Here is a 19,644-nt window from a genome sequence, read left to right on the forward strand (position 1 = left end):
TTACCGTCCGCTTCTACGCATCCACTCCTGTCCGATTAGTACCTTCTTGGGGTTCCGAACGAGCGGATGCTTACGGTCGTTCCAGGGCCGACCGCGTCAGCCGCCGGCGAGTGGCGCCTCGCCGGCGCTGAGGGTCCGCAGGATGTCGGCCAGCGTCGACAGCTGCTCGGGGGTGAGCGGCCTGAACAGCTCCTCGGCCGCCAGTTCGTAGCCGGCCGTCCAGTCCTGGGCCAGTGCGGCGCCCTGCGCCGTCACCCGGAGGAGCACGGACCGGCGGTCGCCCGCGCTGGTCTGGCGTTCCAGCAGCCCGTCCCGGACGAGCGCGTCGACCAGGGTGGAGGCGGTCCCCTGGGCGATGCCCACCGCGAGAGCGAGCTCGGTGAGCCTGACCGGCTGCGAACGCGCCACCTCCACCACCAGGCGCGACCTCGGCGTCGACACCCCGTGCTCGCCCAGCCGCTCGTTGAAGTGACGCACGAGCACCTTGGCCGTGCGGCTGAACTCGTCGGCGACCTGTGCCGCGGTCGGCTGCTTCTTCGCGTTCGGCATCGCCTGCCTCCTCTTGACGCCCTCATCGTACGGGAGGTTACATAGACGTCGATGCATCGACACCGAACTATTCGACGGCTATGCATCGACCGGGCGGGCGCGCACGAGAAGCGCGTCCTCGATCACCAGGAGTGCGATCATGAAGGTCTTCCTCACGGGCGGCAGCGGATTCGTCGGCGGCGCCCTCGTCCACCGCCTCCTCGCCGAAGGACACGAGGTCCTGGCGCTCGCCCGATCGAGTTCGAGCGTTCAGCGGGTGCGCGCGGCCGGAGCCGACGCCGTCCCCGGCGACCTCGCCGAACTCGGCCGGCCCGGATCCCCGGCCTGGCTCGCCAGGCTGCGCGAGGCCGACGCGGTCGTGCACGTCGCGGCCCACATGGAGTTCTGGGGCCCCGACGCGCTCTTCGAACAGGCCAACCACGTGCCGGCCCTCGCCCTGCACGCCGCGAGCGTCGAGGCCGGGGTGCGGCGCTTCGTCCTCATCAGCGCCGCGTCCGTCTCCACCGGCAGCCAACGCCGCCCCGTCGTCGACGAGTCGACACCGGAAGGCCGGCCGAACATCGCCTACAGCCGGGTCAAACTGGCCACCGAGCGCGCCCTGGTGAAAGCCCCCGGCGGCGACACCGAACTGGTCGTGCTCCGCCCGCCGTTCGTCTGGGGCCGCGGCATGACGACGATCGACGAGATGGCCGAGGTCGCCGAGGCGGGACGGTTCGCCTGGATCGACCACGGCAGGCACGTCGTCGACTTCGTGCACGTCGAGAACCTGGCCACCGCCGCCGTCCTCGCGCTCACCCGGGGCCGCCACCGCGGGGTGTACTACGTGACGGACGGCACGCCCATGCCCCTTCGCGACTTTCTCACCCCCTTGCTGGCCACCCGAGGCGTGGATCTGTCCAGGAGCCGCAGCGTCCCGCTGGCGATCGCGGCGCCCATAGCCGCGACGATGGACCGCACGGCCCGCCTGCTCCGCCGCAAGACGGCGCCTCCGCTGACGAACTGGCTGGTGAGCTTCACCGGCCGCGACCGTTCCTACGACATCACCGCCGCGCGCAGGGAGTTGGGCTACTCGCCTGACATGAGCGTGGAGAAAGGCCTGGCCGAGATGGCCTCTTCCGGGACGACCAGACCGATGTGACGACCAGAGGCCGGCGGCTCAGCCGTGCGTCATGATCCGTCGAGGCTGAACCCGGTGGCATCGCTTCTCACGGTGATCGCGTTGCTGCTCACATTTGTGCGCGCTTCTGGGGCTGAGTCGCTCCTGCTGCCGTGACGTCGGGTCACAGCGGTCACCCGGCCGGACGGTCAGGGACGGATGGCGCCCAGCAGGCGCCCGCGCCAGTAGCCGTCGAGGTCGACCACTTTGACCACGTCGCCCGTCTGGGGGGCGTGAACCATCTTGCCGTCGCCCGCGTACATCCCCATGTGTCCCAGCCCGTTGCTGAACAGCAGGTCGCCGGGCTGGAGCGCGTCGAGCGAGACGCGCCGGCTCGCTCCCCAGGCCCACTGGGTGTACGTCGTGCGGGGAAGCTGGACCCCCGCGCTGGCCCATGCGGCCTGGGTGAGGCCGGAGCAGTCCCAGGATCCCGGCCCCTCGGCTCCGTACTGGTAGGGCTTGCCGATCTGGGCGAAGGCGAACTGCAGCGCGGTCCGGGCGTTTCCCGACGCCGAACCCGTGTACTTGACCCCGGAGCCGTCGGGGTTGCCGACCCGATAGGTGTTGAGCCGCCTGAGCAGCTTGGTCTGCTCGCGGATGAGCCCTTCGACCTTCTTCTTCTCCTTGCCCACCTTGTCCCGTGCTGCGTCCGCCTCGGTCAGCACGACCTTGGCCTGGGCACGCTGCTCCCGGAGCTCCACCGAGGTCGCCTCGTACGCGCGCAGCACCTCACTCTGGGTGCGGGCGATCTGGTCGACCAGGAGCATCCGGGTCATCGCCTGACCGCTGTCGTCAGGGGAGGCGAACATCCGGGCGCCGGCGAACCCGCCGGTCTGGAAACTGCCCACCGCGAGGGACACCAGCTGCCGCTTGAGCCCGTCGAGATGCTCGTTCTTCTTCTTCAGGGTCGCGCCGAGCGACCGGTACTTCTTGTCCGCCGCGGCGACCGCCTCCTCGGCCTGGTTGTACTGCTCGACCACCTCGTCGGCCTGTTCGTTGAGCTTGACGAGCTTGGCGCGGACCTGGGGGATGGTGGGCCTGGGCTCGGCCGCGACCTGGCTCGGACTGGCCACGACGGCGAGCGCGAGACCGCCCGCGATCAACTGGAGGTGTCTGGCTCGCGTCCGTAAGGGCACTACTAGGTCTCCTCGTAGATCGGGGTCACGAAATGGTACAGAAGATCCTTGATCTGTATGGCCGGATTGATGCCGGAAGGTATCAATGGAGGTTCCGACTACGACCCCGGTGACCATCACGGGGTCAGGGGGGCCGACACGATGCGGGCGATGCGGGGCCTGGGAGATCTGGAAGCCGCGATCATGGACCGGCTCTGGTCCTACCGCCGCCCGGCGTCGGTCCGGTTCGTCCTGGAGGACCTCCGCCGGCATCGGGAGATCGCGTACACCACCGTGATGACGGTGATGGACAACCTGCACACCAAGGGGCTGCTCCGCCGGGAGCCGGTCGGCCGCGCCTACATCTACGAGCCGGTCGCCTCCAAGGAGGCCTACACCGCCCAGCTGATGCGTGAGGTCCTCGCGTCGGGCGCCAATCCGGCGGCCACCCTGGTCCACTTCCTGGAGCGGCTCACTCCCGAAGAGGCCGCGGCGCTGGAGGCGGCACTCCGCGTCCATCCGCCGAAGGGCAGTCCATGAAAGTCGCCGCTCTTACGCGGTCCCGGGCCGGAGGTCGAGGCGGCGCAGCAACTGGGCGTTCAGCGCCACCACGATTGTGGAGAGCGACATGAGGATCGCGCCCACCGACATCGGCATCACGAATCCGACCGGCGCCAGCACCCCCGCGGCTAGCGGGACGGAGATCAGGTTGTAGCCCGCCGCCCACCACAGGTTCTGCTTCATCTTGCGGAAACCGGCATGGGACAGGTCGATGACCGACAGGACCGACCGCGGGTCGTCGCTCGCGAGCACGACCCCCGCCGACGCGATGGCGACGTCGGTGCCCGCGCCGATCGCGATGCCCACGTCGGCCTGGGCGAGGGCGGGGGCGTCGTTGACGCCGTCCCCGACCATCGCGACGCGGCGCCCTTCGTCCTGCAGCTCCTTGACCTTGTCGGACTTGTCCTCGGGGCGGACACCGGCGAAGTACCGGTCGATGCCGAGGTCGTCGGCCACCGACCGGGCGACGGCCTCGGCGTCCCCTGTGATCATGACGACCCGCACGCCGCGTCGGCGAAGGGAGGCGACGGCGTCGCGGGACTCCGGCCGGATCTCGTCGGCCAGCTTCAGCGCGCCGACGACCTGGCCGTCTGCCAGGACGTGCAGGATCGTGGAACCGTCCGAGCGCCATTCGTCCGCGACGCCGAGTTCCCGGACGTCTTCCCGCTCCAGCAGATGAGGACCGCCGACCTGGACCCGTCTCCCGTCGACGGTGGCCGCGACCCCGACGGCGGGTGAAGACTCGAAGTCGTCGGCGGACGCGACGCGTGCTCCGTGCTCCTTCGCCCCCGCCACGACCGCCCGCGCCAGGGGGTGCTCGCTGTCGGTCTCGGCCGCCGCGCCCAGGGCCAGCACCTCCTCGACCGTGTGCCCGCCGGCGGGTTCGACGGCGACGACCCTGGGTTCGCCCCGGGTCAGGGTGCCGGTCTTGTCGAACAGCACGGTGTCGACGGTCCGCATGCTCTCGAGCGCCAGCCGGTCCTTGATCAGGACACCACCGCGCGCGGCCCGTTCGGTCGCGATCGAGACGACGAGCGGGATGGCCAGCCCGAGGGCGTGCGGGCAGGCGATCACCAGCACCGTGATCGTCCGGATGACCGCCTCGTCGGGAGCCCCCGCGAGCGACCAGACGCCCGCCGTGACGACGCCCGCCCCCAGAGCGAACCAGAACAGCCACCCGGCGGCGGTGTCGGCGATGCGCTGCGCCCGGGACGAGGAGTTCTGCGCGTCGGTGACCAGTCGCTGGATGCCCGCGAGCGCCGTGTCGTCCCCGACGGCCGTCACCCGTACGCGCAGGCCCGAATCGGTCGCCACCGTACCGGCGACGACCTTGTCCCCCTCCGAGCGCCGCACGGTCCGCGACTCCCCGGTGATCATCGACTCGTCCATGCTCGCGGAACCGCTGACGACGACCCCGTCAGCCGGGACGCGGCCACCCGGGCGAACGACGACGACGTCCTCAAGCCGCAGGTCAGCGGGCCTGACAGGCACCGTCTGATCCCCGTCGACCCGTTCGGCCTCGTCGGGCAGCAGGGCCGCGAGAGAATCCAGCGCGGACGTGGTCTGCGCGAGAGACCGCATCTCGATCCAGTGACCCAGCAGCATGATGACGATCAGCAGGGCCAGCTCCCACCAGAAGTCCAGCTGATGATCGAGAAGTCCGACGGACGCCCCCAGCGACGAGACGAACGCCACGGTGATCGCCAGGCCGATCAGCAGCATCATGCCCGGCTTGCGCGATCGCAGCTCGTCGACCGCTCCGGTCAGGAAGGGCCGCCCGCCCCAGACGTACATCACGCTGCCGAGCACAGGTGAGATCCAGCGGATCGCGACATGGTCCGGCAGGTGATATCCGATGATCATCGCGAACATCCCGGAGCTGAGGACCGTGGGGATCGCCAGGACGAGCATGATCCAGAAGAGCCGCCGGAACCGGGCGACGTGATCGCCGTGCCCGCCGTGGCCTTCGTGGGACGCATGTCCGGACGCCTCGTGTGACGGGGCGTCGGCATGCACATGGTTCGCGGATGAGTGCACCATGCCGGTCAGGTCCCTTCCTTCGTGGGCCGACGTTCCGGCCGCACGCTCCAACATACCCCCATGGGGTATCTATTCCCTGAGCGACTGACCCATGGAGCCCACAAGCTCCTTCGCGTGCCCGATCTTGGCGCTCTGGCGGTCTCGGCCATGCTCTCGGTGGGTGGGCCCTGGCTGCGAGTCAAGGTCTCGCCCCGGTCCGGGTCACTGCTTGGCGAAGGCGTCCCCCAGGGACTTCGTGCGGGTGGTGAGGGTCTCGCGGAGGGAGGCGAGTTCCTTCTGGGCCTCGGTGGCGTCGGCGCCCTGGTTGGCCTGGTACGACGCGACCGCACGGTCGAGGAGGGTGTCCGCCTTTCCACTGGAGAGGAGGTCCTGGTAGAGCTTCTGGTACTGCTCCTCGTAGATCTTCTTGAAGGCGGGCGTTTCGAGGAAGCGGTCCTTCAGCGTGTGTCCCATGCGCGTTCCGCCACCACCTGGCCGCCGCTGAGCCTGCTCGGGTGCTTGGCTCTGCCCATCAGATCGACCTGCGGCCGCGTCCTGTGCACCGGTCGGGTCCGCGGGTCGCCGGTCACCTTGGCGCATGCGGCCGAAACCGCCCATGCTCAACGCATCGTCAGGGCCGGCGGTCGCGTCGCCGCTGAAGGCGAGGTTCAGGTCCCAGGTGATGACCTTGAACTTCTTGGTCGTGAGGTCGTGCCACAAGTAGTAGTTGCGGCCGGGCCCTGCCATGTCGTCGAAGTTGAGCAGCATGTTCTGCAGGGCCAGGTAGCGGGCGAACGACTCCACGTCGAGCTTCGCGGCCAAGCCCGCGGCGAACTCCTCGTCGGAGGACTGCTCGACCCATTTGACCAGGTCGATCACCGGCTGGAGGTCCTGCTCGCCCTTGGCGTTGATCTGCTTGTAGTCGTCCATGTAGGAGGTCTGGTCTTCGCCCCTGTACGTGAAACTCGACGTCGCCAGCGACTTGTAGAGCACGCCGTCGCCCAGTTCCTCCGCGTAGCCCTCATCGAGGTACTCGACCAGCAGCCGAGGGCCCGAGGAGCGGCCGTTCACGGAGAAGGCGCTGTACGCGTAACCCTGTGACGGTTCACCCGACGTGTCGACCATCGAGATCGCCAGCGACTCCTTGAGCAGGGTCGACGACCCCATAGAGGTCGGGCGGACGGCGATCTGGCTGTGGCCCTGGTAGCGGCGGCCCTCGGCGAACTCGTCGAAGCTGATCAGCCAGGGCAGGTTCTCCGGCTCCTCCGCCTTGAGGGACATGCCACCCGTTCCAGCGAACCCGCCGCCGGGTGGCGGTTCGAAGCCCTCCGGTGGCTGGAATCCGCCGCCGACCGGCCCCCGGCCGCCTTCTCGGCCCTTGCCGTTCCAGGTCAGGCTGCCCAGGGTCGAGTTGCCCTTCAGCCGGACGCCGACGCTGGGGATCGTCGTCCCATCGATGACCAGGTCGGCTTCGACGTAGTTCTTCTCGCCGCTCTTGAAGTACTCGGTCAGCATCTCTTCGTAGGCGGCGTCGGTGAAGGTCAGTTTCACCTCGTGGGGCTTCGAGGGGTCGAAGAGCTCCGCCGAACCCTTCAGGTCGGTGATCACGGTCGCCCCGGAAGCGGAGGCGGTGCTGGTCACGTACGGGCGGATGGTTCCCGTTCCGAAGACCCCGGCGCACACCGCCAGGAAGATCCCCGAGGCGGCGACCGGTTTCCAGTTCATCCTCAGGGAGACGGGGATCCGGTGTTTGAGGGCCATCAGAGGTCGGTCTGGTCGTAGCCGGTCAGGACGGTGACCGACTGGCCGTGGTTGCGCCCGCGCAGGGCGCTGATCAGATCGGCGGGCTCGTGGCCCTTCTTGATCTTCACGGTGTACATCAGCTCCATGAGCGCACCGGCCCGGATCGACTCCATGCTGACCAGCTCGAACTCGTCGGTGTGCTGGATCAGGATGTCCTGGACGGCGTGCGTGTAGTCCTCGTCGGAGGGCACCTGCACCTTCACGACCTGGCGCCGCGTGTTGAGCGCGAACCAGTTGAACCGGTTCATGATCACGACGATCAGGCAGATCGCCACGGCCGCGACGACGGCCAGCACGTAGAAGCGGGTGCCGACCGCCATGCCCACGGCCATGACCAGGAAGATGAAACCGACGTCGCGCGTCTCCTTGATGGCATTGCGGAACCGGACCACCGACAGGGCTCCGACGAGGGCGAACGCGCGGGCGATGTTCGACCCGACGACCAGCATGATCAAGGAGATGAGCATGCCGAGGATGACGAGCGTCTGCACGTACGACTGGCTGTAGGACACGTTGCGGTGCGTCGCCCGGTAGACCCAGCCGATCATCGCGCTCAGCACGAACGACAGGGCCATGGCGACGGCGATGTCGGTCACGCTGAACGTGCCGGACAGGTCCTGGAAAGTGAAGTCCATGGGGGATCAGACCTTCAGGTAGGCCGGACGGCGCGCGTCGGCGTGGTGGTCGTCGGAGAGGTGGAAGATCGAGCGCGGCACCAGCCCGTAGGCCTCCACGCTCTGGCAGTACTTGGAGACCCGGACCACCTGGAGGTTCCGCGCGGCGGCCAGGTCGGTGAACCAGTAGGGCACCCGCTCGTTGGCCTTGACCTCGACGATCGCCTTGCGGGCCGGCACGATCAGCCGGTTCTCCGCCTGGGCGGCGAGGTCGAAGTCGCGGTCGCGGCCCCGGATGCGGCGGTCGAAGGTGACGCGCAGGCCCAGGTCGGCGTCGCGGCCCACGTAGGCGTGCCGGGTGTAGCCGGTCATCGCGGTGGCGCCCAGGTCGAGGCGGGACACCAGGTCGAGGACTTCCTCGACGAAGGGCTGCGAGTCGCTCTCGACCATCTGCCGCCGGTCGCACAGGGCGAGCGCCTCGGCGTAGGGGAGCCGGACCCGGCGCTTCTGGGTGACCTTGTTCACCCGCTGCTTGATCTCGACGTACACGGGGGTCTGCGCGGTGGCCGCGAAGCGGTCGCCGTAGTGGCGGATGCGCAGCTTGCGGCGGAACTTCAGGCCCTCGATCTTCTCCCAGTAGAAGCGGAGCCGCCGGGTGTCGTAGTAGGTGCTCCAGATGCTGTAGCCCTCGTCAGGGCAGTGCCGGTCGCGGTCGAGGCGCCGTTCGATCTCCTCCCGCAGCCGGTCGACCTGGTCGACGTCGATCAGGTACTTGATCTCGTAGCGGTTGAAGGCGTGCAGCCTGCTCGGCGCGCGCAATCGGTCACCGTGCATGTTCCTCCGTTCGGGTCAGCGCATATACGACCCGACGAACCTGGGAACAATGTGTGAACCTAGGCCGGACCAGACATGAACGGCAGCGTCACCCGGAACGTGGCGCCCTCGCCCGCGACGCTCTCCACCTCGATCCGGCCGTGGTGCGCCTCGACCAGCGCCGCCGCGATCGCCAGGCCCAGACCAGTCCCGCCATGAGCCCGTGACCTCGACGGATCGACCCGGTAGAAGCGGTCGAAGACATGCGGCAGATGCTCGGCGTCGATGCCGGGACCCTGATCGCGTACCGAGACCAGAGCGGTCTTCTCGTCACGGCGCGCGACGGTGACGAAGACGCGGTCGCTGGTGTGGGTGACCGCGTTCCCGACCAGGTTCGCGATCACCTGATGGAGCCGGTGTTCGTCCCCGTGCACGCAGACGGGATCGCCCGGCACCTCCAAGGTGATCGGCCGCCCGGGTTCCCTGGCACGGGCGGCGTGCACGACGTCGCCGGCCGGCACCCGCAGGTCGACCGTGCTGAGGTCGAGCATCGGCTCGCGGTCGAGCCGGGCCAGCAGCAGCATGTCCTCCACCAGCACGCCCATGCGCCTGGCCTCGTTCTCGATGCGGCCCAGCAGCCGCACGGCCACCGGATCGCGGGTCTGCCGCCCGTGCTTGTAGAGCTCGGCGAAGCCGCGGATCGAGGTCAGCGGGGTGCGCAGCTCGTGGGAGGCGTCCGCCACGAAGTGGCGCAGCCGCTGCTCCGACTGCTCACGGGCCTTCAGCGCGGAGGCCAGGCGCTCCAGCATCGTGTTGAGAGCGGTACCGAGCCTGCCGGGTTCGGTGCGCGGGTCGGTGTCGGCCACCCGGCGGTCGAGGTCTCCGGCCGTGATGGCCTCGGCGGTGGTCTCCATCCTGGTCAGGGGACGCAGCCCCAGTCGTACCAGAACCCAGGCGAGCGCCCCGAGAAGGACCAGCACGACCACACCGGCGGCGATCTCGATGATCAGCAGTCTCCGCACGGTCGCCTGGTTCGATTCCAGCGACATCGCCACGGCGACCCGCCGCCCGTCAGGCAACCGCTCGACGATCACCCGCCAGCCGCCCACGGTGAACGGCCGGCCGGTCGCCCCGGTGACGATGCCGGGGGTCAGTGCCGGTCCGTCGTCGGAGGTGGCGGGCAGGTGCCGTTCGAGCTGCCCGGAGGGGGTGTGGAAGGAGACCCGGAACTGGCTCGGCAGCTCCAGGCTCCCGCGCGGCGGCGGAGGCGGGAGGTCCGAGGGCGGCGGGCGGCGACCGACGCTCAGGGCGAAGTCGCTCAACTGGCTGTCGGAGCGCGCCAGCAGCGACCGCTCGAGCACCAGCACTCCCGCCACCGCGAACACCGCCAGCCCGATCGCCGACACGGTGAGCAGCGCCGCCAGCAGCCGCAGCCGCAGCGGCCACGGACGGGTCATGGCGTGCTCGACAGCCGATAACCGACACCCCGCAGGGTGTGGATCAGCGGCGGCCCGCCCGTGTCGATCTTCCTGCGCAGATAGCTGATGTACGACTCCACGATCCGGCTGTCGGTGTCGAACCCGTGATCCCAGACGCGTTCGAGGATCTGCGACTTGCCGACCACCCGCTCGGCATTGATCATCAAGTAGCGGAGCAGAGCGAACTCCGTCGGCGACAAATGGATCGGACGACCCGACCGGCGCACCACGTAAGCCTCCTCGTCGAGTTCGAGGTCGGCGTAGCGAATGACGCCGTCGAACTCCGGCGGCTGCATGCGCCGCAGGATCGCCCGCAGCCGCAGCACCACTTCTTCGAGGCTGAACGGCTTGGTGACATAGTCGTCGCCGCCCGCCGTGAGACCCCGGATACGGTCGTCGACCTCGTCCTTCGCGGTCAGGAACAGCACCGGCGGGCCGTGGCCGCCGAGCCGCCGCGCCACAGTGAAGCCGTCGACGTCCGGGAGCATGACGTCGAGGATCACGATGTCGGGCCGCTCGGCCGCCACCTCCTGGAGGGCGGCCCGACCGCAGGAGACGGTCCTGACGCTGAACCCGTTGAGTTCCAACGCCTCGGCGAGCAGGTCACGGATGCTCGGCTCGTCATCGACCACCAGCACTTGGGCGTCCATAGTCGATTTCTACGCGGTCGGTCTGAAGAAAGGCTCAGAGCCGGATCGGCTGCGACTGAGCGTTTGACTACTCTTCGTCATCGGCGATCTCTTCCGGCACGCACGGACGCGGTTCAGCTGAACACCGCTGTCGCGGCATGTGTCGTACTCAGATCTCCGTGACCCGCCCCGCATCGACCCGCAGGCGACGGCTCACCTGCACCGCCTCAAGCATGCGCCGATCGTGCGTGACCAGCAGCAGCGTGCCCGGATAGTGCGCGAGCGCCGACTCCAGCTGCTCGATCGCGGGCAGGTCGAGATGGTTGGTCGGCTCGTCGAGCACGAGGAGGTTGACGCCCCGGGCCTGCAGCAACGCCAGAGCTGCCCGGGTCCGCTCGCCGGGCGACAGAGTCGCGGCCGGGCGCATCACGTGTGCGGCCTTCAACCCGAACTTGGCCAGCAGCGTACGCACCTCGGCGGGCGGCATCGGCGAGACCAGCGCCCCGAAGGCGTCCAGCAACGGCTCGCCTCCCAGGAAGAGCCCCCGTGCCTGGTCCACCTCTCCGACCACCACGCCGGGGCCGAGCGAGGACTGCCCTTCCTCAAGCGGGAGTCGGCCGAGCAGTGCGGCCAGCAACGTGGACTTGCCTGTGCCGTTGGCCCCGGTGATGGCCACCCGCTCGGCCCAGCCGATCTCCAGATCGACAGGACCAAGTGAGAAAGAGCCGCGGCGGGCCACCGCGCCGCGCAGGGTGGCGACGACCGCTCCGGCGCGGGGCGCGGCGGCGATCTCCATCCGCAGCTCCCACTCCTTGCGCGGTTCCTCCGCCACCTCGAGTCGCTCGATCAGCCTTTCCGTCTGCCGGGCCTTGGCCGCCTGCTTCTCGGTCGTCTCGCCCCGGGCGTTCCGCCCGATCTTGTCGTTGTCGCTCATCTTGCGGCGCGCGTTCCTGACGCCCTTCTCCATCCACGCCCGCTGGGTGCGGGCGCGGAGCTCAAGCTGGGCGCGGGTCTCGGCGTACTGTTCGTACTGCTGTCTGGCGTGCGTCCGCGCGACCTCACGCTCGGCCAGGTAGGCCTGGTAGCCGCCGCCGTACAGCCGAACCTGCTGCTGGGCCAGGTCGAGCTCGAGCACGCTGGTGACGGTCCTGGCGAGGAACTCGCGGTCGTGGCTGACCAGGACCGTGCCCGGGCGCAGGCCGGTCACGAACTTCTCCAGCCGGTCGAGCCCGTCGAGGTCGAGGTCGTTGGTCGGCTCGTCGAGCAGGAAGAGGTCATAGCGGCTCAGCAGCAACGAGGCGAGCCCCGCACGGGCCGCCTGGCCTCCGGACAGCGAGGTCATCGGCTGGTCGAGGCCGACCGTGAGGCCCAGGTCGGCGGCCACCTGGGCGGCGCGCTCGTCGAGGTCCGCGCCACCCAGCGAGAGCCAGCGTTCCAGGCCCGTGCTGTAGGCGTCCTCGGCGCCCGGCAGACCCTCCACCAGCGCCTGCGTGGCGGCGTCGAGATCGCGCTGAGCCTGGGCGACACCGGTACGCCGGGCCAGGAACAGGCCGACGGTCTCGCCTGGCCTGCGCTCCGGCTCCTGGGGCAGGTGACCGACGACCGCCGTGGCCGGGGCGAGGCTGATGCCGCCCTGCTCCGGCGCGTCGAGGCCGGCGAGCAGGCGCAGCAGCGTCGACTTGCCCGCGCCGTTGACGCCGACGAGCCCGATGACGTCGCCGGGTGCGACCACGAGGTCGAGCCCCGAGAACAGGACCCGCTCCCCGTGCCCGGCCGCGAGATCCTTCACGACGATTGTTGCGCTCATGTCGTGAACGATGGTAGCCGTGATCTCGTGTGCCACCCATTGGTTACCACCGTGGTGACCACCATGGGCAGCGACTTCACTGACCTGTCCACCTCACCAACCCCGGCGACGAAAGCAATATCAGGCAGGCCGATCGGCCACGGCCGCCTTCGCCGGCGCGAAGTCAGGATGGCTGGACGGCGTCGAAGAGGGCTGCGGCGGGGTTCGGGCTCACGAGGCGTTCCAGGCCGGCCGTCGTGCTCTTCGCCCACCGGCCGGCCTGTGCCCACATGGGTTCCTCGAAGGCGCGGACGGCCTCGTCCAGGTTGCCAGGGCCGGAGGCTGGGCAACCCTGAACCTACGGATTAAAAGTATACGGACTTAGTGTTCATCAATGCCGCAGGCTATCTATTTCTATTAGACCGCCCGGATTTGCCGCTGTCAAAGTCCCCGCTGGTGGTGCGCAATGCCGCCCCGTATCGGGTACCAATGAGCAACCGCCGAGCAACTGTGAATCACCCGGTCGGGCTTTACCGAACCACGGTGGGGTGATCACAAAACCTGACCTTCACGCTCGCTCGTCCTGTTGAGAAGGCGGAGCGGCACCGAGCGCCGCGATTGGTGGCGTAGTGACCGGCCCATTGAGCGGGGGAACCCAATCCGGATCCGATCATCGATCAAGAGCGGATTGCGAGTTTGACTATCCGCCGGCGAGCCTGGCTCGGCGGAGTCCGCCATGAGTACTCACATGTGGATTGATCTGCACGGTTGGAATTTTGGGCAGGCACAGTGTTGGCGGTGACTCGCTTCAGCCGATCTCTCCGTCGCGTGTATGGCCCGGTGAAGGTGTCCACGGAGAGCGCGGATGACCTTCGCACCGGGCTTCCGCGCTCTCCGCGCATCACTTGTCCGCAACGGTGAGGCGTTACGTACTTTCGACGGTACATTCCGTCACGGTCGGGCACTGTTAGTGACACACCGGGCAAGCGAGGTCGTTGTGGGCAAGTCTCGGCGTCGCGGGTTCAGCGTCCGCGATCTCTACGGTCTGGACGGTGCATCGCAGATACCTACGGTTGGCCCGGAAGGGCGTCCAACCCGGGGGCGGCTGACAGCCTCGTTGCCACTGTTGTAAGTGTTGCCATTGCCATGGGGGATGTCGCTCGCCTCGCCGGCAGCCGAAACGGCGACGTGCGAGGAAGTGGGTGGAGTCCGCACTCGAACGGGTCCCCAAGGCGCGCACCTCGAAGGGCACGTGCGTGTGCCGGGAGCCGCCCCTGGGGTCGCGGCGGCCTGGGTAAGTGAGCGATTTCCGCTGCGATCGATGGGTGGGTTTGGTGGCATTTCAAGGGGTACGCCCAACTTGAACTGCCGCGGCCTGGATCACGGGCGACGCGGTCAACCTGATCTCGCTCGGCCGGCCAGCGCCCACGAGGGCGAGCGCATTCGGCGGCGGCTCGTCGGTGTCACCGGCGTCGCCGCCGGGATCACGGTGGTGGACCTGAGATCTGCTCCCTGCTGGTGGTGCGAGGCATACGCAGAGGAGAACTCATGGAACTGACGGCCACGACGACCATTCGCAAACCCGCACCGGAGGTCTATGCCTTCTGGCGCGATCTGGAGAACCTGCCGACGTTCATGGCCCATCTCGAGGAGGTCCGCACCACCGGTGACCGTACGAGCCACTGGGTCGCCAACGCCCCGTTCGGCAAGGACGTCCAGTGGGACGCGGAGATCCTCGACGAGGCGCCCGGCGAGAAGATCAGGTGGCGGTCGACCGGCGACGCCGACGTGCCGAACGCCGGCACGGTCCGCTTCATGCCGGCCCCGGACGGTGTGAGTACCGAGGTGCACGTCGTCCTGCTTTACGACATCCCGGGCGGCCCGGTCGGCAAGGCGGTCGCCAAGTACTTCGGCGAGGAACCGCACCAGCAGCTCGACGACGACCTGCGCCGGCTCAAGCAGGTGCTGGAGACCGGCGAGGTGGTCCGGTCCGACGGCGCCCCGTGGGGCAAGCGGGCCCGCAAGGAGTTCCCGCAGCGTCCGGCGCAACCGCTGTCGGACGCCGAGTTCGCGAAGGGGGCGGAGGCATGAGGGCGAACACCTGGGCGGGGCGCAACAAGGTCGAGGTCCGTGACGTGCCGGACCCGAGGATCCTGAACAGGCGCGACGCCATCGTACGGATCACGTCCACCGCGATCTGCGGCTCTGACCTGCACCTGGTCGACGGGTATGTGCCCACGATGCAGGACGGCGACGTCATGGGTCACGAGTTCATGGGTGAGGTGGTCGAGGTCGGCCCGGGCGTCGATCCGGACCGGCTGCGTGTGGGGGACCGGGTCGTCGTGCCGTTCCCGATCGCCTGCGGGGCGTGCGGCGCCTGCGCCGCCGAGCTGTACTCCTGCTGCGAGAACACCAACCCCAACGCCGGGATCGCCGAGAAGATGTTCGGTCACCCGGTCGCCGGGATCTTCGGCTACTCGCATCTGACCGGCGGCTTCGCGGGGGGCCAGGCACAGTACGCGCGGGTGCCGTTCGCCGACGTCGGTCCGCTGAAGATCGAGTCCGATCTGGCCGACGAGCAGGTGCTGTTCCTGTCTGACATCCTGCCCACCGGCTACATGGGCGCCGAGATGTGCGACATCCAGCCCAGCGACGTGGTGGCGGTGTGGGGAGCCGGACCGGTCGGCCAGTTCGCCATGGACAGCGCCCGGATCCTCGGCGCCGCGAAGGTCATCGCCATCGACAAGGAGCCGTACCGGCTGCAGATGGCCGAACGGGCCGGCCACATCCCGGTGAACTTCGAGGAGGTCGACGTGCGGTCCCGGCTGCTCGAGCTGACCGGCGGCCGGGGACCGGACAAGTGCATCGACGCCGTCGGCCTGGAGGCCACCCACGGCAGTGCCCACATCGCCACGTACGACCGGGTCAAGCAGGCCGTACGGGCGGAGAGCGACCGTCCGCACGTGCTGCGCCAGGCCATCATGTCGTGCCGCAGCGGCGGCGTGGTCTCGGTGATCGGCGTCTACGGAGGTCTGGTGGACAAGTTCCCGGCCGGTGCGTGGATGAACCGGTCGCTGACCCTGCGCACCGGGCAGTGCCACGTGCAGCGCTACATGAAGCCGCTGCTGGGGCGCATCGAGCGCGGGGAGATCGACCCGACCCGGATCATCACCCACAGGCTGCCGCTCGACGAGGCGGAACGCGGCTTCGAGCTCTTCAAGAACAAGCAGGACCACTGCGAGAAGGTCGTGCTCAAACCCTGACGGCGGCCGAGCGGCCGGTCCCTACACGGGGGCCGGCCGCTGTGGGCTCAGTTGAGCTGGTCGGGGTGGATGACGACCTTGGTCCAGCCGGAATCCCGCCGGTCGAAGTGCTCGTAGCCATTCGGCACGTCGTCCAGGTTCAGCTCATGTGAGACGACCCACGACGGCTTGGCCTTCCCTTCGTGGATGAGCCGGGAGAGCTTCCGGTTGTAGCTCTTCACGTTGCACTGGCCGTTGCCGATCTTCTGGCCCTTGAACCAGAACATTCCGTAGTCGAAGGCGATCTCGCCCTGCTTGAAGAGATCGTTCGGACTGCCGGGGTCCGTCGGGATGAAGACGCCCACGACGCCGATGGTCCCGGTGAACTTGACCGATTTGACCAGGTCGTTGAGCGTCATGTTGGGGTGCTCGTTCCCCTGCGGGTCGTGCGCCTGGTAGCCCACGCACTCGCAGCCCCGGTCGGCGCCCAGGCCGTCGGTGAGCTCCATGATCTGGTCGACCGGTGAGCCCTTGGAGTCGTCGATCGCGATCGCGCCGATCTCCTCGGCCTTGGCGAGCCGGTCGGGGTGACGGTCGACGACCATCACCTTGCTCGCGCTCTTGACCGTGGCGGAGTAGGCCGCCATCAGCCCGACGGGCCCCGCTCCGTAGACCACGACCGTATCGCCCGCCTCCACCTGGGCGAGTTGCGTCGCGTGCCAGCCGGTTGGCCAGATGTCGGCGAGCATCACGTAGTCGTTCTGCTTCTCCTGTGCGTCGTCCGGCAGGACGAGGCAGTTGACGTCGCCGAACGGCACGCGCAACAGCTCGGCCTGGCCGCCGCTGTAGGGCCCCATGTCCGCGAAACCGTAGGCCGCCCCGGCCATGCCCGGCTCGGGATTGGTGGTGAGGCAGTAGGCCGTCAGGCCCTTCTCGCAGTTCTCACAGAAGCCGCACGAGATGTTGAACGGCATGCAGACCAGGTCGCCGACGCGGACATGGTAGACGGCCGGTCCGATCTCGACCACTTCGCCGAGGTTCTCGTGGCCGAGGATCCGGCCTGTCTCGAAGTCGGTCCGGCCTTCGTACATGTGCAGGTCCGACCCGCAGATGTTGGTCGTGGTGATGCGTACCAGGACATCGGTGGGCTGCTCGATGCGCGCGTCAGGGACTTGCTCCACATCGACCTGTCGAGGTCCGTTGTATACGACTGCTCTCATGATTTCCTCGCATGCGGTTGTTGTGCGGCCGTCAGAGCAGCAGATTGAAGACACTCATCGTGCGCTCCCACTGCTGGGTCGCGGGGTTCTTGACGTCCGGATCCACGATCTTGAACGTCTGGGCCAGTGCCACCGACAGGCCACCGACGATCTCGGGCAGGCGGTCGACGGTCTCCTCGCCGATCGACAGGTCCAGCGGAGGCAGGGTGGCGAGCTGCTCCAGGATGGGTTTCAGCTCGATGTCCTCATCCAGGCCCCGGAACCGGTGGATGCTCTCCTGGAGGCCCTTCGTGACAGGTAGATCGGAGGGTTCGATGACGTCGCGATGGTTCGCCTTGGCGTGGGCCTGGCCCATCACCAGCAGATCGTGGACCTTGTCGTTCACGAAGTCGCCGTAGCGCCGCAGGTCGCTCTTGTCGACGTCGACGCCTGCGGCGCTGCGGAAGAACCGTTCGAATCTCGGCACCGCCATGAGAGCCATGGAGGTCTCCTTCCTTCCGGCCCGGAGTCACTCTCCGGCCTGGAGATAGTCGTGGATGAGCCGTACGGCCATGGCGCCTTCACCGACCGCCGCGGCCACCCGCTTGACCGAGCCGCTCCGCACGTCCCCGGCCGCGAACACGCCCGCCCTGCTCGTCTCCAGCGGGAACGGGCGACCGGTGGAGTCGGGCGTGTCCTGCCTGCCGGACCGGGTGGCGTCCGCGCCCGTCAGGATGTAGCCCTTCGGGTCGAGCGCGATCTCGTCGGCCAGCCAGGTGGTGTACGGCTCCGCGCCGATGAAGATGAACATCGCGCGGGCCTCGATCGTGAAACGCTCGCCGGTGCGGTTGTCCTCGGCGCCGACCGCGGCGAGCTTCTCCTCCCCGATCAGCTCCCGGACCTCGGTGTTCAGCATGATCTGGATCCCGGGGTGCCGTTCGACCTCGACGGCCAGGTAGCGGGACATGGTCGCGGACAGTGTGTCCTCCCGCACGAGCAGCCGGACGCAGGCGGCGTGCCGGGACAGGAACAGGGCGGCCTGACCGGCCGAGTTGCCTCCGCCCACGACGACGATCGGGTCCTGCTCGCACAGCTGGGCCTCGACCATGGTCGCCGCGTAGTAGACGCTCGTGGTCTCGAACCTCTCCAGGTTCGGGACCTCGAGCCTCCGGTAGCGGGCGCCGGTCGCGATGATCAGGGTGCGCGCGTGGATCGCGCCGCCCTCCCCGACGGTGACGATGTGATCACCCGCGTCCAGATGCAGTCCGCAGGCCTGTGCGGGGACCAGGAGTTGCGCGCCGAACTTGTCGGCCTGGATCACCGACCGCTCCGCCAGTTCGCCGCCGGAGATCCCGGCCGGGAAGCCGAGGTAGTTCTCGATCCGGGAGGAGGTGCTCGCCTGGCCGCCCGCCGCGACGTTCTCCAGAGCCAGCGTCGCGAGGCCCTCCGACGCCCCGTAGACCGCCGCCGCCAGGCCCGCCGGTCCGGCTCCGATGACGAGCAGGTCGCATCGGTCCTGCCGCACGCGTGGCGTGGGGAGCCCGATCGCCCGGGCCAGCTCCGGGGTGCTCGGGTTGCGGAGCACCTTCTCGCCGTTCAGGATCACGACCGGGGTCTCCTCCGGGGTGACGCCCATGCTCCACAGGAACCGCTCTGCCTCGTGGTCCTGCTCGAGATCGATCCACCGGTGCGGCAGCCGGTTGCGTGCCGCGAACTCCCGCAGCCGCCGGGAGTCGGCCGAGTAGCAGGAGCCGATGATGCGGAATCCGGCCCCCAGTCCGATGAGCATCGTTCGGCGGATGAGGTAGGCCCGCAGGATCAGGTCGCCGAGCCCCGGATCCCCGGCGACCAGGCGGCGCAGCGCGTCCGCCGGCACAGCGAGGACCTCGCCGTCCTCGGCCACCACGCCGGTGACGAAGCCCACCTGGCCGGTGAGCATGTTGAGCTCTCCCAGGAACCGGCCCGCCCCGTGGACACCGATCACCTCGCCGTCGTCTCCGAATCCCTCGACCGTCGCGACTTTGCCGGCCAGGACGGCGAAGAATTCGGCGCACGGAAGACCCTCCGCGTACAGGACCTCGTCCCGGTGGACCCGGCGCCGCTCGCCGTGCGGGGCGAGCGCCTGGAGCTGCGCGTCGCTCAGCCTCGGGTAGGCCCCCTGCGGGTCCGGCGTCTCACGGAGCTCAGGCGGCCAGCGCATGGTCCACCCACTCACGGAGGACGGGAGCCGGCGCCGCGCCCGATCGCCGGGTGACGACCCGGCCCTGATCGATCATGGCAAGCGTCGGGATGGCCTGTACGGTGAAGCGTTCCGCGAGCCGGGGCGCTTCGTCCACGTTCACCTTCACCAGCTTCAGGCGGCCGACCAGATCGGCCGCGACCTGCTCCAGCGCCGGGCTGACCATGCGGCAGGGGCCGCACCAGGGCGCCCAGAAGTCGACGAGCACCGGGATCCGGGCCGACTCGACGACCTCGCGGAAGTCGTCGTCACCGGCCTCGGTGACCCAGGGAAGCGGCTGGTGGCAGTGGCCGCACCGCGGGATCCCCGACGCGGCACGGGGCAGCCGGTTCCTCCGGCCGCAGGTGGAGCATGAGACGACGCTCGCGTCCTTGGTCAGTGACCCCATGGTCAGACCTCCGGATTCTCGTAAGCCACCGAGAGCGTGTCGCCGGTCATCCC

Annotated in this window: 17 protein-coding genes; 4 read left to right on the forward strand and 13 right to left on the reverse strand. The window is 68.8% G+C overall.

Annotation, left to right across the window (positions count from 1 at the left end):
* Positions 1 to 96 precede the first annotated feature (96 nt).
* A complete protein-coding gene (locus AW270_RS24760) occupies positions 97 to 549 on the reverse strand; it encodes a MarR family winged helix-turn-helix transcriptional regulator (protein ID WP_061297893.1) in 453 nt (150 codons plus the stop codon).
* A gap of 139 nt (positions 550 to 688) precedes the next feature.
* On the opposite strand from AW270_RS24760, the gene AW270_RS24765 reads away from it, so the two are divergent.
* Positions 689 to 1,687: an NAD-dependent epimerase/dehydratase family protein gene (locus AW270_RS24765; RefSeq protein ID WP_061297896.1), complete on the forward strand. Its 999-nt coding sequence runs from the start codon at positions 689 to 691 to the stop codon at positions 1,685 to 1,687.
* A 167-nt stretch (positions 1,688 to 1,854) separates the two neighbouring features.
* Here AW270_RS24765 and AW270_RS24770 read toward each other — a convergent pair whose 3' ends face one another.
* Positions 1,855 to 2,841: a C40 family peptidase gene (locus AW270_RS24770; RefSeq protein WP_061297898.1), complete on the reverse strand. Its 987-nt coding sequence runs from the start codon at positions 2,839 to 2,841 to the stop codon at positions 1,855 to 1,857.
* A gap of 150 nt (positions 2,842 to 2,991) precedes the next feature.
* On the opposite strand from AW270_RS24770, the gene AW270_RS24775 reads away from it, so the two are divergent.
* A complete protein-coding gene (locus AW270_RS24775; protein ID WP_061297902.1) occupies positions 2,992 to 3,360 on the forward strand; it encodes a BlaI/MecI/CopY family transcriptional regulator in 369 nt (122 codons plus the stop codon).
* A gap of 12 nt (positions 3,361 to 3,372) precedes the next feature.
* On the opposite strand, the gene AW270_RS24780 is transcribed toward AW270_RS24775, so the two are convergent.
* From AW270_RS24780 to AW270_RS24810, 7 genes are all read right to left on the reverse strand, one after another.
* On the reverse strand, positions 3,373 to 5,421 hold the full coding sequence (locus AW270_RS24780; protein WP_218009337.1) for a heavy metal translocating P-type ATPase: 2,049 nt from the start codon (positions 5,419 to 5,421) through the stop codon (positions 3,373 to 3,375).
* A 201-nt stretch (positions 5,422 to 5,622) separates the two neighbouring features.
* Positions 5,623 to 7,125 (reverse strand): CotH kinase family protein, encoded by a 1,503-nt coding sequence (locus tag AW270_RS24785; protein ID WP_157522524.1) that lies wholly within the window; start codon positions 7,123 to 7,125, stop codon positions 5,623 to 5,625.
* Positions 7,126 to 7,160: 35 nt separating this feature from the next.
* Positions 7,161 to 7,838, reverse strand: a complete 678-nt coding sequence (locus AW270_RS24790) for a DUF4956 domain-containing protein (RefSeq protein ID WP_061297910.1) — start codon at positions 7,836 to 7,838, stop codon at positions 7,161 to 7,163.
* Positions 7,839 to 7,844: 6 nt separating this feature from the next.
* On the reverse strand, positions 7,845 to 8,651 hold the full coding sequence (locus tag AW270_RS24795) for a polyphosphate polymerase domain-containing protein (protein ID WP_082801811.1): 807 nt from the start codon (positions 8,649 to 8,651) through the stop codon (positions 7,845 to 7,847).
* 59 nt (positions 8,652 to 8,710) lie between these two features.
* The gene (locus AW270_RS24800; protein ID WP_061297912.1) at positions 8,711 to 10,087 is read right to left on the reverse strand and encodes a sensor histidine kinase; all 1,377 of its coding nucleotides are present in this window, start codon (positions 10,085 to 10,087) and stop codon (positions 8,711 to 8,713) included.
* A complete protein-coding gene (locus AW270_RS24805; RefSeq protein WP_061297914.1) occupies positions 10,084 to 10,758 on the reverse strand; it encodes a response regulator transcription factor in 675 nt (224 codons plus the stop codon). The genes AW270_RS24800 and AW270_RS24805 overlap by 4 nt, the downstream gene beginning before the upstream one ends.
* Positions 10,759 to 10,906: 148 nt before the next feature.
* Positions 10,907 to 12,544 (reverse strand): ABC-F family ATP-binding cassette domain-containing protein, encoded by a 1,638-nt coding sequence (locus AW270_RS24810; protein ID WP_061297915.1) that lies wholly within the window; start codon positions 12,542 to 12,544, stop codon positions 10,907 to 10,909.
* A gap of 1,527 nt (positions 12,545 to 14,071) precedes the next feature.
* Between AW270_RS24810 and AW270_RS24815 the strand changes: the two genes are divergently transcribed.
* Both AW270_RS24815 and AW270_RS24820 read left to right on the forward strand, forming a co-directional pair.
* Positions 14,072 to 14,614 carry an SRPBCC family protein gene (locus AW270_RS24815; protein ID WP_061297917.1) on the forward strand — a complete coding sequence of 181 codons (543 nt, stop codon included), beginning with the start codon at positions 14,072 to 14,074 and terminating at the stop codon, positions 14,612 to 14,614.
* On the forward strand, positions 14,611 to 15,786 hold the full coding sequence (locus AW270_RS24820; protein ID WP_061297920.1) for a zinc-dependent alcohol dehydrogenase: 1,176 nt from the start codon (positions 14,611 to 14,613) through the stop codon (positions 15,784 to 15,786). The genes AW270_RS24815 and AW270_RS24820 overlap by 4 nt, the downstream gene beginning before the upstream one ends.
* 47 nt (positions 15,787 to 15,833) lie before the next feature.
* Here the strand turns inward: AW270_RS24820 and AW270_RS24825 are convergent, their stop codons facing one another.
* The 4 genes from AW270_RS24825 to trxA all read right to left on the reverse strand — a co-directional run bounded on the left by AW270_RS24825 (position 15,834) and on the right by trxA (position 19,591).
* A complete protein-coding gene (locus AW270_RS24825; RefSeq protein ID WP_369409001.1) occupies positions 15,834 to 16,946 on the reverse strand; it encodes a glutathione-independent formaldehyde dehydrogenase in 1,113 nt (370 codons plus the stop codon).
* Positions 16,947 to 17,016: 70 nt separating this feature from the next.
* Complete coding sequence (locus AW270_RS24830) at positions 17,017 to 17,466, reverse strand: DUF1931 family protein (RefSeq protein WP_061297927.1); 450 nt, start codon at positions 17,464 to 17,466, stop codon at positions 17,017 to 17,019.
* 27 nt (positions 17,467 to 17,493) lie between these two features.
* Positions 17,494 to 19,164, reverse strand: a complete 1,671-nt coding sequence (locus AW270_RS24835) for an FAD-dependent oxidoreductase (protein WP_061297929.1) — start codon at positions 19,162 to 19,164, stop codon at positions 17,494 to 17,496.
* Complete coding sequence (gene trxA / locus AW270_RS24840) at positions 19,148 to 19,591, reverse strand: thioredoxin (protein WP_061297932.1); 444 nt, start codon at positions 19,589 to 19,591, stop codon at positions 19,148 to 19,150. The genes AW270_RS24835 and trxA overlap by 17 nt, the downstream gene beginning before the upstream one ends.
* Positions 19,592 to 19,644 lie beyond the last annotated feature (53 nt).

Source organism: Herbidospora cretacea, from assembly GCF_001570605.1.
Taxonomy (GTDB): Bacteria; Actinomycetota; Actinomycetes; order Streptosporangiales; family Streptosporangiaceae; genus Herbidospora; species Herbidospora cretacea.

Excerpts from the sequence above, each read along its gene's own strand:
- AW270_RS24760 (WP_061297893.1), bottom strand. The coding sequence starts at position 549 with ATGCCGAACGCGAAGAAGCAGCCGACCGCGGCACAGGTCGCCGACGAG.
- AW270_RS24765 (WP_061297896.1), top strand. The coding sequence starts at position 689 with ATGAAGGTCTTCCTCACGGGCGGCAGCGGATTCGTCGGCGGCGCCCTC.
- AW270_RS24775 (WP_061297902.1), top strand. The coding sequence starts at position 2,992 with ATGCGGGGCCTGGGAGATCTGGAAGCCGCGATCATGGACCGGCTCTGG.
- AW270_RS24780 (WP_218009337.1), bottom strand. The coding sequence starts at position 5,421 with ATGGTGCACTCATCCGCGAACCATGTGCATGCCGACGCCCCGTCACAC.
- AW270_RS24785 (WP_157522524.1), bottom strand. The coding sequence starts at position 7,125 with ATGAACTGGAAACCGGTCGCCGCCTCGGGGATCTTCCTGGCGGTGTGC.
- AW270_RS24790 (WP_061297910.1), bottom strand. The coding sequence starts at position 7,838 with ATGGACTTCACTTTCCAGGACCTGTCCGGCACGTTCAGCGTGACCGAC.
- AW270_RS24795 (WP_082801811.1), bottom strand. The coding sequence starts at position 8,651 with ATGCACGGTGACCGATTGCGCGCGCCGAGCAGGCTGCACGCCTTCAAC.
- AW270_RS24800 (WP_061297912.1), bottom strand. The coding sequence starts at position 10,087 with ATGACCCGTCCGTGGCCGCTGCGGCTGCGGCTGCTGGCGGCGCTGCTC.
- AW270_RS24805 (WP_061297914.1), bottom strand. The coding sequence starts at position 10,758 with ATGGACGCCCAAGTGCTGGTGGTCGATGACGAGCCGAGCATCCGTGAC.
- AW270_RS24810 (WP_061297915.1), bottom strand. The coding sequence starts at position 12,544 with ATGAGCGCAACAATCGTCGTGAAGGATCTCGCGGCCGGGCACGGGGAG.
- AW270_RS24815 (WP_061297917.1), top strand. The coding sequence starts at position 14,072 with ATGGAACTGACGGCCACGACGACCATTCGCAAACCCGCACCGGAGGTC.
- AW270_RS24820 (WP_061297920.1), top strand. The coding sequence starts at position 14,611 with ATGAGGGCGAACACCTGGGCGGGGCGCAACAAGGTCGAGGTCCGTGAC.
- AW270_RS24830 (WP_061297927.1), bottom strand. The coding sequence starts at position 17,466 with ATGGCTCTCATGGCGGTGCCGAGATTCGAACGGTTCTTCCGCAGCGCC.
- AW270_RS24835 (WP_061297929.1), bottom strand. The coding sequence starts at position 19,164 with ATGCGCTGGCCGCCTGAGCTCCGTGAGACGCCGGACCCGCAGGGGGCC.
- trxA (WP_061297932.1), bottom strand. The coding sequence starts at position 19,591 with ATGGGGTCACTGACCAAGGACGCGAGCGTCGTCTCATGCTCCACCTGC.